This window comes from Prevotella sp. TF12-30 (genome assembly GCF_003436715.1).
Classification (GTDB): Bacteria; Bacteroidota; Bacteroidia; order Bacteroidales; family Bacteroidaceae; genus Prevotella; species Prevotella copri_A.
The window spans coordinates 1-14,777 of the sequence record NZ_QSQJ01000012.1; the positions used below are offsets into that span (position 1 = coordinate 1).

A 14,777-nucleotide genomic window follows, 5' to 3' on the forward strand; every position below is an offset into this window, starting at 1 on the left:
TAATTGCCCGAACACTTTCTTTAGGAAAGTTCATAGTTTCAACTGTATATACAGTTCATTATCTTGTTTTGCTTGTGTGCAAATACGTCATACCCCATTATCAGGTGGTTATTGCGGTGAGGTCCCACCTCTTCCCATTCCGAACAGAGAAGTTAAGCTCACTTGCGCCGATGGTACTGCAATGCAATGCGGGAGAGTAGGTAGCCGCCTTCTTTTATCAAGAGCCTCAGATTTCGAAAGATTTCTGAGGCTTTTTTGTATTTTTGCAGCATGAATTGGACAGATAGGATACGGCAGGTGAAGATTTACTGGGTGATAGCAGCGGTTTTGATTGCTGTCGCCTCTTTGCTCGTGTCTCATTTCCTGGTGCGGGATCTGGCTACGGAGGAACGGAATAGGATGGAGGTATGGGCAGAAGCTATGCGCACTCTCAATAAAGCTGATGAAAATACGGATCTGAGTCTGGTGCTCAAGGTGATTAATGAAAATCATAGTATCCCTGTCATCGTGCTCGATGACCAGAATAAGGCGCAAACCTTCAGAAATGTGAAGATCGAGGGTAGGGATGAACAGGATTCCTTGCGTCAGGCTTCTCTTATCGGACAGCGACTGCTGGCTCAGGGCAAAAATATCAAGATAGAACTCGATGACTCTGCCCATGATTATCTGCAGGTTTGCTATGATGAATCGGTGATGATCCGCAGACTTTCTGCCTATCCCTATATACAATTAGGGGTCGTGCTGCTCTTTGTGGTCATCGCCATCTTTGCCCTGCTTATTTCCAAAAGGGCGGAACAGAATAAGGTTTGGGTGGGACTGTCGAAGGAAACCGCTCACCAGTTGGGTACCCCAATCTCCAGTCTGATGGCCTGGATTGAAATCCTCCGTATGAATTATCCCGATGATGAACTGATTCCTGAGATGAACCAGGATGTCAAGCGGCTACAGTTGATAGCCGACCGATTCTCCAAGATCGGTTCGCTGCCGGAGCCGGTACCAGCCAGTCTGAACGAGGTGCTGGAGCATGTCATAGCGTATATGGACCGTCGAACCTCCCGAAAGGTGCAGCTGGTGAAGGAAATGCCTTCCCATGAAGTTATCGTCAGGATGAATGCCTCCCTCTTTGAATGGGTGATCGAAAATCTCTGCAAGAATGCCGTTGATGCGATGGGAGCAGAAGGCGGACGGATTACCCTCCGCTTACTGGAAGCTTCTCATCGTGCCATCATTGAAGTAGAAGATACAGGTAAGGGAATCAGGAAGAAGGATATGAAGCATGTGTTCCGTCCCGGTTTTACGACGAAGCAGCGTGGCTGGGGACTGGGACTGTCGCTGGCGAAGCGAATCGTAGAAGAATACCATCATGGCAAGATATGGATAAAAAACAGCGAACCAGGCAAGGGTACAACCTTCAGAATCGAACTCAAGATGGAATCCTGAGCCTGAAAAAACCAGAAAACGGCAAATTATCCGAGAATAATCGGTTAATAATGAGAGATTTTAGTGATTTTTACATAAAAAATTATTTTATCTCAAAAATTATTTGTAACTTTGCAGCCCGAAACCAATATGGTATATATTGAATTATGTGTAATATAGAGTCTTTTAAGATTGATTTGAAAGCTTTGCCTCAAGGGGTAACAAACTTGGAGTTTAAGCTAGACAATGAATACTTTCAGGCAATAGACGCTCCTGATATTCAGAGAGGCGAGTTGCAGAGTAGTCTGTCCATCAACAGGACGGACGACTTCTTCGAGCTCAATTTTCACATAGAGGGAGTGGTACACATACCATGTGACATCTGTCTGGATGATATGGACCAGTCCATTGAGACCGATGACAGACTCATGGTCAAGTTCGGAGATGACTACTCAGAAGAAGATGACCTCGTGATTGTGGCCGAGAACGAAGGAATGCTCGATATCTCGTGGTTCATCTATGAATTTATAGATCTTAACATTCCCATCAAGCACGTGCATGCACCTGGAAAATGCAATCCTGCTATGATTGAAATGCTCCAACAGCATTCTGCCGCCCGAAGCGGTGAGGAAGACGAAGAATCTGTAGATCCACGATGGGCAGCTCTTTTAAAATTAAAAAAGTAAAATTCAAAAATTAAAACATTTAAAAAATTATGGCACATCCTAAAAGAAGACAGTCAAAGACACGTACACTTAAGAGAAGAACTCATGATAAGGCAGTAGCTCCTACATTGGCAGTTTGCCCTAACTGTGGTGCATATTATGTTTACCACACTGTTTGCCCAACTTGCGGATACTACAGAGGCAAGGTAGCTATCGTTAAGGAAGCAGCTGAATAATGGGTAAAATCAATGCTGTAATTACAGGTGTGGGTGGATACGTGCCTGACTACATCCTCAACAACGAGGAGTTGTCTCGCATGGTGGATACTACTGACGAGTGGATTACCACCCGTGTGGGTATCAAAGAGCGCCACATCCTTACAGAGGAAGGTCTCGGAACCAGCTACTTGGCACGTAAAGCTGCTAAGCAGTTGATTCAGAAGACTGGCGTGGATCCAGACACAATCGATGCTTTGATTGTGACAACCACAACACCTGACTACAAGTTCCCTTCTACAGCATCTATCGTCCTCGGTAAGCTCGGATTGAAGAACGCTTTCGCATTCGACTTCTCTGCAGCTTGCTGTGGATTCCTCTACACTCTCGATGTTGCGGCAAGCATGATCCAGAGTGGAAGATACAAGAAGATTATCGTCATCGGTGCAGACAAGATGTCTTCACTGGTTGACTATACCGACCGTGCTACCTGTGTGCTCTTCGGCGACGGTGCCGGTGCAGTTCTTGTAGAGGCTACAGAAGAAGAGAATGTAGGTGTTCAGAACTCATACCTTCGTACCGATGGACAAGGCTTGCCTTTCCTCCACATGAAGGCTGGTGGTTCTGTTTGCCCTCCTTCACACTTCACCGTAGATCATCGTCTGCATTATCTTTATCAGGAAGGTCGTACCGTATTCCGTTACGCAGTAACCGATATGAGCAACGACGTGATGAAGATCCTGGAGATGAACAATCTGAAGGCTGATGATGTGAACTGGGTGATTCCTCACGAGGCGAACCTCCGAATCATCGAGGCAGTGACCAAGCGTGCAGGAATTCCACTTGACAAGGTGGTAGTAAACATCGAACGTTACGGAAATACCAGTGCTGCTACAATTCCATTGGCACTCTGGGATGCTGAAAGCCAGTTGAAGAAGGGTGACAACATCATCTTCACAGCCTTCGGTGCAGGTTTCGTACATGGTGCCTCTTTCTATAAGTGGGCATACGATGGTGCTGCTTGCGGCAAGTAAGACATATCAAAAATAGGATAGAATAATTATCTATATAAGGAAACGCATCTTTCTTACTTCATCTATAATGTAATGAATAAGCAAGGATGCGTTTCTTTAGCTTAAAATCAATTTTTATCGTATGCATAAAGCAGGTTTTGTAAATATCGTGGGTAACCCTAATGTGGGTAAGAGTACGCTGATGAATCAACTGGTGGGCGAGCGTATCAGCATCGCTACCTTCAAGGCGCAGACCACTCGTCATCGTATCATGGGTATCGTGAATACCGATGATATGCAAATCGTGTTTTCGGATACCCCTGGCGTCTTGAAGCCAAACTACAAGATGCAGGAGATGATGCTCGCCTTCTCGGAGAGTGCATTGGCTGATGCCGATGTGCTGCTTTATGTTACTGATGTGATAGAGAATCCTGAGAAGAACATCGAATTCCTGGAGAAGGTGAAGAAGATGAAGATTCCGGTGCTCCTGCTCATCAACAAGATTGACCAGAGCGACCCGAAGAAGTTGGGAGATATCGTGGAAAAATGGCACTCTCTGTTGCCGAATGCCGAGATTCTTCCTATTTCTGCGAAAAACAAGTTTGGCGTGGATATGCTCCTGAAGCGTATCAAGGAGCTGTTGCCTGAGTCGCCTGCGTTCTTTGACAAGGATCAGTTGACCGACAAACCAGCCCGTTTCTTCGTATCGGAGATTATCCGTGAGAAGATTCTCCTCTACTACGACAAGGAGATTCCTTACGCTGTAGAGGTGAGAGTGGAGCGGTTCAAGGAGGATGATACCCGCATCCACATCAATGCCGTGATCTACGTAGAGCGTGACTCTCAGAAGGGAATCATCATCGGCCATCAGGGCGTGGCTCTGAAGAAGGTGAACACCGAGAGTAGAAAGGCATTGGAGAAGTTCTTCGGCAAGAAGATATTCCTGGAAACCTTCGTAAAGGTTGATAAGGATTGGCGCAGTTCTCAGCGAGAACTCGATGCCTTCGGATATAATCCGGAATAACAACTTTCTCCTCCCTGAATGTAATCGAGGGAGTGACTCTCGCCAGAGGTGCGAGGGCCGGAGCAAGGTCAGCTTCGGCAAATTATTAACTTGGATGCAGAGACCACATCCATGATACCTCCTGAAAGGAAGGAGGCGAATGACTATTTATGGCAAATTTAGTAGCAATCGTAGGTCGCCCTAACGTGGGTAAATCTACTTTATTCAATCGTTTGACTCAATCTCGTCGCGCTATCGTTAGTGATACGGCTGGTACTACCCGCGACCGTCAGTATGGTAAGTGCAGCTGGAACGGAAGAGAATTCTCTGTGGTGGATACCGGTGGTTGGGTCGTTAAATCAGATGACATTTTCGAGGATGCTATCCGCAAGCAGGTGTTGGTAGCTACAGAAGAGGCCGACCTGGTGCTCTTCCTGGTAGATGTAAACACCGGTTTGACCGACTGGGATGAGGATGTAGCTCTCATCTTGCGTCGTGCCAAGCTGCCTGTAATCCTTGTTGCCAACAAGGTGGATAACAGTGCTGAGTATTATGAGGCTGCCGAGTTCTACAAGCTGGGCTTGGGTGATCCTCAGTGTATCAGTGCTGCAACAGGTGGTGGTACGGGTGACTTGCTCGACATCATATTGGACAAGCTTCAGGATAATCCTGAGGAAGTTATTGAGGAGGATATTCCTCGTTTCGCTGTGGTAGGCCGTCCTAACGCAGGCAAGAGCAGTATCATCAATGCCTTCATCGGTGAGGATAGAAACATCGTTACCGAGATTGCCGGTACTACCCGTGACAGTATCTATACCCGTTACGATAAGTTCGGCTTCGACTTCTACCTGGTAGATACTGCCGGTATCCGCAGAAAGAACAAGGTGAGCGAGGACCTGGAATTCTATTCCGTGATGCGCTCCATCCGTGCCATCGAGAACAGTGATGTCTGCATCCTGATGCTGGATGCCACCCGTGGTATCGAGACCCAGGATATGAACATCTTCCAGCTGATCCAGAAGAACAACAAGAGTCTGGTGGTGGTAGTCAACAAGTGGGACCTGGTAGAGGAGAAGAATCAGAAGGTGATTGATACCTTCGAGAATGCCATCCGCAACCGTATGGCTCCATTCGTGGATTTCCCTATCATCTTTGCTTCTGCATTGACCAAGCAGCGTATCTTCCGTGTGCTGGAGACAGCCAAGGAGGTTTACCAGAACCGCAAGGCTCATATCGGTACTTCCAAGCTCAATGAGGTGATGCTGCCTATCATCGAGGCTTATCCACCACAGAGCGTGAAGGGTAAGTATATCAAGATCAAGTACTGTACACAGTTGCCTAACACTACGATTCCATCGTTTGTGTTCTATGCCAACCTGCCACAGTATGTAAAGGAGAACTATCGCCGCTTCCTGGAGAATAAGATCCGTGAGAACTGGTCATTGCATGGTTGTCCAATCAATATCTTCATCCGTCAGAAGTAATTGAAGCGTAATGGATAGGACGCCCTGAAAGGGCAAAAGCATCTATAAAATGAAGAAACTTTTGTTTTTTATGATATTCAGCATGGGGTTGGGACTTTCTTCCTGCAAGGAGGAGAGTCCTGACCCTGGCTATTTGGCAGGTATCGCAGCCAAGGGATATTACGACCTGCTCCTGGAAGGAAAGTATGAGGAGTATGTGGCTGGTTTCAACCAACCTTACCGTATTCCGAAAGGATATCACGAACAGCTGGTGCTTAATGCGGAAATGTATGTGGAGCAGCAGCAGAAAGAGCATGCAGGCATGAAGAAGATTAATGTGCTGAATGCCAAGGCTGATACCGCCCGCCATGTGGCTGATGTCTTCCTGCAGGTGGCTTATGGAGACAGTACCAAGGAACAGATCGTGGTTCCGATGGTAGAGGTGAAAGGTGAATGGAAAATGAGATAAGTATCCGATTTCAATAAAAAAAGCTATCTGCTTGCTGGCAGATAGCTTTTTTTATTGAAATCGGATTTGAAACTTTCTGTTTCTCTGTTTTATTTCTTCCCTTTCATTTCCACTTCCTTCACCTTTCTGAAGAGGTCGGAAGCGAAGACGAGGTCGTTGAGCTGTTCGTTGGTAGAAGACATCACCTGGTCTTTGTTGCCCTGCCATTCCTTGTGACCCTTGCAGATGAAGCAGATGTTCTCACCGATACCCATCACAGAGTTCATATCGTGGGTATTGATGATGGTTGTCATATTGTAATCCTTGGTGATGCCCGAAAGGAGTTCGTCGATGACGAGCGAAGTCTTTGGGTCGAGACCAGAGTTCGGTTCATCGCAGAAGAGATATTTCGGATTCATCACGATGGCACGGGCGATGGCAACACGTTTCTGCATACCACCCGAGATTTCGCCAGGGTATTTCTGCTGGGCGTCTATCAGGTTGACGCGGTCGAGACATTCCTGTGCTCTCTTCACACGTTCCCTGTAATTCATATTCGAGAACATATCAAGGGGGAACATCACGTTCTCCAGCACATTGAGCGAGTCGAAGAGGGCTGCGCTCTGGAAAATCATACCCATCTCGCGTCGCATCATCACCTTCTCCTTCTTGCTCATCTGTACGAAGTCGCGGCCGTCGTAGAGTACCTTTCCGCTGGTAGGTTCGAGGAGTCCGACAAGGTTCTTCATCAACACGGTCTTTCCCGAACCACTCTGTCCGATGATGAGGTTGGTCTTTCCCGTTTCAAATTTCACACTGATATTATCGAGTACGGTCTTGTCGCCGAAAGCTTTTGTAAGATTTTGAACTTCTATCATAGCCAGAGTCTTTAAGAGAGTAATTGAGTAAGGAACACATCCGAGAAGAGGATGAGAACGCTGGAGCAAACCACGGCATCGGTGGAAGCTTTACCTACCTCTACCGAACCACCTTCCACGGTGTATCCAAAGTAGGAGGAAACACTGGAGATGATGAATGCGAAGAAGAGACTCTTGATGATACTCATCCACACAAACCACTGGTTGAAGGAATGCTGGAGTCCCAGGGTAAGGTCATCCGGCGGGAGAATATGTCCGATGAATGCCGTACCGTATGCACCGATGATACCCATCAGAGATGAGAAGATGACGAGGAAAGGCATGATGGTGACCAGACCGAGAATCTTTGGCAGCACCAGATAGCATGCAGAGTTGACACCCATGATGTCGAGTGCATCGATCTGCTGGGTTACTCGCATGGTACCCAGCTCGGAAGCGATGTTGGAACCCACCTTTCCGGCGAGGATGAGGCACATGATACTGGAAGAGAACTCCAGCAGCATGATTTCTCGGGTGGTATAACCCGAAACCCATCGAGGCATCCATGGACTCTGGATGTTCAGTTTCATCTGGATACAGATAACTGCACCGATGAAGAATGAGATGAGGAGTACGATGCCGATGGAATCGACTCCCAGCTGAGACATTTCCTTGATATATTGCTTGAGGAACATGCGCATACGTTCTGGTCGCGAGAACGAGCGGCCCATCAATATCAAATATTTACCGAAGGTGGTAAGCCATTTTTCTATTATCATGTCAATATTCTATGAATTTTGCTGCAAAATTAAGCAAAATCCTCTAAAAAACTGCAATATTATGAATAGTTTTAGTTTTTTAAGGTGATATTTCCCCGTTTTTTATTATTTTTGCAGTCAAATTAGCTAATTATGGACGAAATAATGAATTCAGAGCAGCAGTCTTCTGACGGCAGATTAGTGCTGCGAACAGAAGGACTGGTAAAGCGCTATGGCAAGCGAACCGTTGCCAATGGCGTAACCATCAATGTAAAGCAAGGTGAGATTGTGGGCTTGCTCGGACCGAATGGTGCGGGTAAGACTACTTCATTCTATATGACCACCGGACTGGTGGTACCTAATGAGGGACATGTCTATTTGGGTGATCAGGAAATTACCAAGTTTCCTGTGTATAAGCGTGCCCGTGCCGGAATCGGCTATCTGCCACAGGAGGCGAGCGTATTCCGCAAGATGAGTGTGGAAGACAATATCATGTCGGTGCTTGAGATGACCGGCAAGCCAAGAGCCTATCAGCTTGAGAAACTGGAGAGCCTGATCAAGGACTTCGACCTGCAGAAGGTTCGCAAGAACCTGGGCGACCAGCTTTCCGGAGGTGAGCGCCGAAGAGTGGAAATCGCCCGTTGTCTTGCCAACGATCCTAAGTTCATCATGCTCGATGAGCCATTCGCCGGAGTCGATCCTATCCAGGTAGAGGAAATCCAGCATATCGTTTGGAAACTGAAGTACCGCAACATCGGAATCCTCATTACCGACCACAATGTGGATGAGACACTTACCATCACCGACAGAGCCTATCTGCTCTTCGAAGGCCGTATCCTTTTCCAGGGTACTCCGGAGGAGCTGGCAGAAAACAAGACAGTGAAGGAGAAGTACCTTACAACCAGCTTTGTGCTTAGAAAGAAGGACTTCCAGCTGCTGGATGAGCAGAAAAAAGCAAGAGATAAGGAGTAATTAGGTTAAAAAAACAAATTTTTCTCTTATATATTAGGTATATCGGCTAAAAATGCGTAATTTTGCAAGCCGATTGTGTAAAAGGCTTATCCTGGAGCGTCAGGGAGAGCCTGAACCGATTGAACAAGATAATAATTAATTAATAAAAATAAAAAATCAAGATGAAAGTTTCATTTGAAAATCCTGACAAGATTAATGGTCTTATGACTCTCGTTGTAGAGGAGGCAGACTATAAGAACGAAGTCGAGAAGACATTGAAAGATTACCGTAAGAAGGCTAATGTTCCAGGTTTCCGTCCTGGTCAGGCTCCTATGGGTATGATTAAGCGCCAGTTCGGTGCATCTGTAAAGATGGAGGCCATCAACAAGCTCGTTGGCCAGGAGATTTACAAGTATGTACAGGACAACAATATCCAGATGCTCGGCGAGCCTCTCCCATCAGAGAAGCAGGAGCCAGCTGACCTGGAGAAGGATACAACCTTCACATTCATGTTCGACATCGCTGTTGCACCTGAGTTCAAGGTTACTCTCAACGGTCGCGACAAGGTTGATTACTATAACATCAAGGTTGACGACAAGATCCTCGACCAGCAGGTAGAGATGTACGCTCAGCGTGCAGGTAGCTACGAGAAGGGCGAGAAGTATGAGGAGAACGACCTTTTGAAGGGTGATATCCGTGAGCTCGACGAGAACGGTAACACCAAGGAAGGTGGTATCACTGTTGAGGGTGCTATCCTGATGCCTAGCTACATCAAGGTAGAGGAGCAGAAAAATCTCTTCAATGACGCTAAGGTGGGTGATGTAATCACTTTCAACCCTAAGAAGGCTTACCCAGAGAACGATACAGAGGTTTCTTCTCTCTTGAAGATCGAGCGTGAGGCTGTTGCTGACTTGGAGTCTGAGTTCAGCTTCCAGATCACAGAGATCCAGCGCTTCAAGAAGCACGAGATTAACGAGGAGCTCTTCAAGCAGGTATTCGGTGAGGATACAGACGTGAAGGACGAGGCTGCTTTCCGTGCTAAGATTGCTGAGGGCTTGCAGGAGCAGTTGGTAAACGACTCTGACTACAAGTTCATCCTCGACGTTCGTGAGCACTGCGAGAAGAAGGTTGGCGAGTTGACATTCCCAGATGCACTCTTGAAGCGCATCATGTTGGCTAACAACAAGGATAAGGGTGAGGAGTTCGTAGAGAAGAACTACGAGCAGAGCATCAAGGAGTTGACATGGCACCTCATCAAGGAGCAGCTCATCAAGGCTCAGGATATCAAGGTGAACGACGAGGATATCAAGGAGACCGCTAAGGAGGCAGCTCGTGCACAGTTCGCTCAGTATGGTATGACAAACATCCCAGAGGAGTATATCGAGAACTATGCTAACGAGATTCTCAAGAAGGGTGACTCTGTTGACGCATTGGTAGATCGCTCTATCGACCGTAAGTTGGCTGCAGCCCTCAAGGGTGCTGTTAAGCTCAACGAAAAGGAGATTTCTGTAGAGGATTTCAACAAGATGATGCAGGAATAACACTTTTTTGAAAAAAAACTTCAAATAATTACGAGGTTATCGGCTTTTTTTATTATCTTTGTTCCACCGAATGAGATAATGAGGTCGATAACCTCGTTTTTTGTTCCTTATTTTGAAGAAAAAAGTAATATAGATATGAACGATTTTAGAAAATATGCTACCAAGCATCTTGGTATGAATGGGATGGTGCTTGACGACGTGATGAAGTCGCAGGCTAAGTATTTGAACCCTTATATCTTGGAGGAGCGTCAGTTGAACGTTACCCAGATGGACGTGTTCTCTCGCTTGATGATGGACCGTATCATCTTCCTGGGTACAGAAATTGATGATTATACTGCCAACACCCTGCAGGCACAGCTGCTCTATCTCGACTCTGTAGATAGCGGCAAGGATATTTCCATCTATCTGAACAGTCCTGGCGGTAGTGTTACTGCCGGTCTGGGTATCTATGATACTATGCAGTTTATTACCAGTGATGTAGCTACCATCTGTACAGGTATGGCTGCTTCCATGGCTGCCGTATTGCTCGTTTCAGGTCAGGAAGGCAAGCGTTCTGCCTTGCCACATAGCCGTGTGATGATTCACCAGCCATTGGGTGGTGTTCAGGGTCAGGCTTCTGATATCGAGATCGAGGCTCGTGAGATCCTGAAGATGAAGAAGGAACTCTATACCATCATCTCTGAGCACTCTCATACTCCATACGACAAGGTTTATGCTGATAGCGACCGTAACTACTGGATGACTGCAGAGGAGGCTAAGGAGTATGGTATGATTGATAATATCCTGGTACGTAAGTAACGGATTTCAAGATTGCTATATATATAATAAGGTATAAAGAAGAAAAAGGAAAAGACATTATGCCAAAGAAAGCATGTAGCTTCTGTGGAAGAAGCGAGAATGAAGTGAAGTTGTTGATCACGGGTATCAATGGCTTTATCTGTGAGGAGTGCGCCAAGCAGGCATTTGAGATAGTGCAGCAGACTGGCGTATTGAATCCAAAGGGCGATGACGCGAAGTTTGCCTTGAAGCAGGTGCCAAAGCCTATGGAGATCAAGGAATATCTCGATGAATATATCATCGGACAGGAACAGGCCAAGCGTCATCTTGCCGTTGCTGTCTATAATCACTATAAGCGTCTGCAGCAGCCTGAGGATAAGGAAGGCGTGGAAATCGAAAAGAGCAACATCATCATGGTGGGTAGTACCGGTACCGGTAAGACATTGCTGGCACGTACCATTGCCAAGTTGCTCGATGTACCTTTCACCATCGTGGATGCTACGGTATTTACCGAGGCTGGTTATGTAGGTGAGGATGTGGAGAGTATCCTCTCCCGTCTGCTCCAGGTAGCCGACTATAATGTGGAGGCTGCCCAGCGTGGTATCGTCTTCATCGACGAGATTGACAAGATTGCCCGCAAGAGCGACAATCCATCTATCACCCGCGACGTAAGTGGAGAGGGTGTACAGCAGGGACTTTTGAAACTCCTGGAGGGAACCATGGTGAACGTACCGCCAAAGGGTGGACGCAAGCATCCTGATCAGGATTACATCCATGTGGATACCAAGAATATCCTCTTTATCTGCGGTGGTGCCTTCGACGGTATCGAGCGCAAGATTGCTCAGCGCCTGAATACCCACGTGGTAGGCTACAACTCAGTACAGAATGTAGCCAAGGTAGATAAGAAGGATCTGATGAAGTACATCCTGCCACAGGATTTGAAGTCATTCGGTCTGATCCCTGAAATCATCGGTCGTCTGCCTGTGCTCACCTATCTCAATCCTTTGGATAGAGATGCGCTGCGCAAGATCCTGGTAGAGCCAAAGAACTCTATCGTGAAGCAGTATATGAAGCTCTTCGAGATGGATGGCATCAAGCTCAGCTTTACAGAGGAAGCACTCGACTTCATGGTAGATAAGGCTGTGGAGTATAAGTTGGGTGCCCGTGGACTTCGTTCTATCGTAGAGGCAGTGATGACCGATGCGATGTTTGAGGTACCATCCAAGAAGATCAAGAAGTTTGAAGTGACATTGGATTATGCCAAGGGACAGCTCGACAAGGCTCATCTTGGACAGCTGGAGTCTGCGTAAGAAGGATTCCGGCAAGCATCATTCTTTGTAAATATCATCAAATCAGTTGGGAGAGAATCCCGGCTGATTTCTATATACCATATAAAGACATATAAAATTAAAGTTGGATATGACGGAACAGGTAAATCTTACAGAACAGTTGAAACATTATTTCGGTTTCGATTCGTTTAAAGGCGAGCAGGAATCTATCATCAGGAACCTGATGGAAGGCAACGATACGTTTGTGTTGATGCCTACTGGTGGTGGCAAGAGCTTGTGTTATCAGCTTCCATCCTTGATCATGGATGGAACAGCTATTGTTATCTCACCACTGATTGCCCTGATGAAGAATCAGGTGGATGTGATCAATGGACTGAGCGAAGACGATGGCGTGGCTCACTATCTGAATTCATCTCTGAACAAATCGGCCATTGAGAAGGTGAAGGGCGACATATTGAGTGGCAAGACCAAGCTCCTCTATGTGGCACCGGAATCTCTGACCAAGGAAGATAATGTAGAGTTCTTGAAGACCATCAAAATCTCTTTCTATGCCGTGGATGAGGCACACTGTATCTCTGAGTGGGGACATGATTTCCGCCCAGAGTACCGACGCATACGCCCTATCATCAACGAAATAGGCAAGGCACCGGTCATTGCCCTTACGGCAACGGCTACCGACAAGGTGCGTACAGACATCAAGAAAAACCTCGGCATCGTGGATGCCAGGGAATTCAAGAGTTCCTTCAACCGTGCGAATCTCTTCTACGAGGTGCGCCAGAAAACCAACGACATCGATCGCCAGATTATCATGTTTATCCGTCAGCATCCAGGTAAGAGTGGCATCATCTATTGTCTGTCCAGAAAGAAAGTGGAAGAACTGGCTGAAGTACTCAAGGCAAACGATATCAAGGCTGCTCCTTATCATGCAGGTCTGGATTCTGCAACCCGTTCGCAGACTCAGGACGACTTCCTGATGGAGCGTATCGATGTCATCGTGGCGACTATCGCCTTCGGTATGGGTATTGACAAGCCGGATGTAAGATTTGTCATCCACTATGATATTCCAAAGAGTCTGGAAGGTTACTATCAGGAGACCGGTCGTGCCGGACGCGATGGAGGAGAAGGTATCTGCATCGCTTTCTATGCACGCAAGGATTTGAGAAAACTGGAGAAATTCATGGAGAACAAGCCTGTGGCTGAACAGGATATCGGCCGACAGCTCCTGCAGGAGACTGCCGCATACGCTGAATCATCTGTCTGCCGCCGCAAGATGCTGCTCCATTATTTCGGAGAAGAATATGATGTGGAAAACTGCCACAATTGCGACAACTGTCTGCATCCTTCCGTGAAGTTTGAGGCTAAGGATGCCCTGGTTGTGGTTTTGGAGGCTGTGGCTGCCGTGAAGGAAAACTTCCGTCAGGAGTACATCATCGATTTCGTGAAAGGCCGTGCCACCGACGACATTGTTTCCCACAAGCACGACAACCTGGAAGAGTTTGGTGCCGGTGAGGATATGGATGCCAAGGTATGGAATCCGGTAATCCGCCAGGCATTGATAGCCGGTTATCTCAAGAAGGATGTAGAGAACTACGGACTCTTGAAGTTGACTGCCGCCGGCAAGCGCTATCTGAAGAATCCAACCTCTTTCATGATCGTTGCCGACAAAGAGTTTAAGGACGATTATGTAGAGAGTGCTCACGAAGGCAGTAACAACGGAGAAGCACTGGATCCAACTCTCTTCGCCATGTTGAAAGACCTGCGCAAGAGTGTGGCGAAAAAGCGCAAGTTGCCACCATACGTCATCTTCCAGGATGTATCTCTGGAGCAGATGGCTACCATGTATCCGCACGACTTGCAGGAGTTGCAGAACATCCAGGGCGTGGGAGCTGGTAAGGCAAAGCGTTATGGCAAGGAATTCTGTAAGCTGATCCAGAACTATTGTGTAGAAAATGAAATCGAGCGACCAGAGGAGTTGCGCGTGAAGACCGTTGCCAAGAAGTCATTGCTCAAGGTGAATATCATCCAGAGCATCGACCGACAGATCGACCTCGAAGATCTTGCCAGCGCCAAAGGTTTGGAGTTCGCTGATCTCTTGGACGAAATTGAGGCAATCGTGTATAGCGGAACCAAGTTGAATATCGATTATTTCATCGAAGACAGGATGGATGACGACAAGATCGACGACATCTATGACTACTTCATGGAGAGCGAAACAGACGACTTGGATGCGGCACTCGATGAGTTGGATGAAGACTACACAGAAGAGGACATTCGACTGATTAGAATCAAGTTTTTGTCCGAACAAGCCAACTAATCACGTTAAATAGCATTAATAAGGTGAGATTTTCGTAAAAAGCGAACTCTATCTGAGAAATTAT

The 14,777-nt window shown here is 46.9% G+C and carries 14 protein-coding genes and 1 rRNA gene; 13 read left to right on the top strand and 2 right to left on the bottom strand.

What is annotated here, in order from left to right:
• Positions 1 to 100: 100 nt before the first annotated feature.
• The 8 genes from rrf (at position 101) to DXD25_RS06380 (ending at position 6,247) form a co-directional block, all read left to right on the top strand.
• A 5S ribosomal RNA gene (gene rrf / locus DXD25_RS06345) occupies positions 101 to 213 on the top strand.
• A 57-nt stretch (positions 214 to 270) separates the two neighbouring features.
• Entirely contained in the window at positions 271 to 1,440 is a 1,170-nt protein-coding gene (locus tag DXD25_RS06350; RefSeq protein ID WP_117662320.1) for a HAMP domain-containing sensor histidine kinase, read from the top strand.
• Between the two features lie 146 nt (positions 1,441 to 1,586).
• Positions 1,587 to 2,105, top strand: coding sequence for a DUF177 domain-containing protein (locus tag DXD25_RS06355; protein ID WP_117662322.1), 519 nt, complete (start codon positions 1,587 to 1,589; stop codon positions 2,103 to 2,105).
• 29 nt (positions 2,106 to 2,134) lie between these two features.
• On the top strand, positions 2,135 to 2,320 hold the full coding sequence (rpmF, locus tag DXD25_RS06360) for a 50S ribosomal protein L32 (RefSeq protein WP_006848356.1): 186 nt from the start codon (positions 2,135 to 2,137) through the stop codon (positions 2,318 to 2,320).
• On the top strand, positions 2,320 to 3,333 hold the full coding sequence (locus DXD25_RS06365; protein WP_089544996.1) for a beta-ketoacyl-ACP synthase III: 1,014 nt from the start codon (positions 2,320 to 2,322) through the stop codon (positions 3,331 to 3,333). The genes rpmF and DXD25_RS06365 overlap by 1 nt, the downstream gene beginning before the upstream one ends.
• A gap of 121 nt (positions 3,334 to 3,454) precedes the next feature.
• Entirely contained in the window at positions 3,455 to 4,336 is an 882-nt protein-coding gene (era, locus tag DXD25_RS06370) for a GTPase Era (protein ID WP_089544995.1), read from the top strand.
• A gap of 149 nt (positions 4,337 to 4,485) precedes the next feature.
• Positions 4,486 to 5,799, top strand: a complete 1,314-nt coding sequence (gene der / locus DXD25_RS06375) for a ribosome biogenesis GTPase Der (protein ID WP_117662324.1) — start codon at positions 4,486 to 4,488, stop codon at positions 5,797 to 5,799.
• 49 nt (positions 5,800 to 5,848) lie between these two features.
• Entirely contained in the window at positions 5,849 to 6,247 is a 399-nt protein-coding gene (locus tag DXD25_RS06380) for a hypothetical protein (protein WP_117662326.1), read from the top strand.
• 89 nt (positions 6,248 to 6,336) lie between these two features.
• Here the strand turns inward: DXD25_RS06380 and DXD25_RS06385 are convergent, their stop codons facing one another.
• Positions 6,337 to 7,104: an ABC transporter ATP-binding protein gene (locus tag DXD25_RS06385; protein WP_117662328.1), complete on the bottom strand. Its 768-nt coding sequence runs from the start codon at positions 7,102 to 7,104 to the stop codon at positions 6,337 to 6,339.
• A gap of 11 nt (positions 7,105 to 7,115) precedes the next feature.
• The gene (locus DXD25_RS06390) at positions 7,116 to 7,862 is read right to left on the bottom strand and encodes an ABC transporter permease (protein ID WP_089544991.1); all 747 of its coding nucleotides are present in this window, start codon (positions 7,860 to 7,862) and stop codon (positions 7,116 to 7,118) included.
• Between the two features lie 132 nt (positions 7,863 to 7,994).
• On the opposite strand from DXD25_RS06390, the gene lptB reads away from it, so the two are divergent.
• From lptB to recQ, 5 genes are all read left to right on the top strand, one after another.
• Positions 7,995 to 8,813, top strand: coding sequence for an LPS export ABC transporter ATP-binding protein (gene lptB, locus DXD25_RS06395; RefSeq protein ID WP_089544990.1), 819 nt, complete (start codon positions 7,995 to 7,997; stop codon positions 8,811 to 8,813).
• A 161-nt stretch (positions 8,814 to 8,974) separates the two neighbouring features.
• Complete coding sequence (tig, locus tag DXD25_RS06400) at positions 8,975 to 10,333, top strand: trigger factor (protein WP_089544989.1); 1,359 nt, start codon at positions 8,975 to 8,977, stop codon at positions 10,331 to 10,333.
• Positions 10,334 to 10,468: 135 nt separating this feature from the next.
• Positions 10,469 to 11,131 (top strand): ATP-dependent Clp endopeptidase proteolytic subunit ClpP, encoded by a 663-nt coding sequence (clpP, locus tag DXD25_RS06405; protein ID WP_089544988.1) that lies wholly within the window; start codon positions 10,469 to 10,471, stop codon positions 11,129 to 11,131.
• A 59-nt stretch (positions 11,132 to 11,190) separates the two neighbouring features.
• The gene (clpX, locus tag DXD25_RS06410; protein WP_117662330.1) at positions 11,191 to 12,420 is read left to right on the top strand and encodes an ATP-dependent Clp protease ATP-binding subunit ClpX; all 1,230 of its coding nucleotides are present in this window, start codon (positions 11,191 to 11,193) and stop codon (positions 12,418 to 12,420) included.
• Between the two features lie 109 nt (positions 12,421 to 12,529).
• On the top strand, positions 12,530 to 14,713 hold the full coding sequence (gene recQ / locus DXD25_RS06415) for a DNA helicase RecQ (RefSeq protein ID WP_089544986.1): 2,184 nt from the start codon (positions 12,530 to 12,532) through the stop codon (positions 14,711 to 14,713).
• Positions 14,714 to 14,777: the final 64 nt, after the last annotated feature.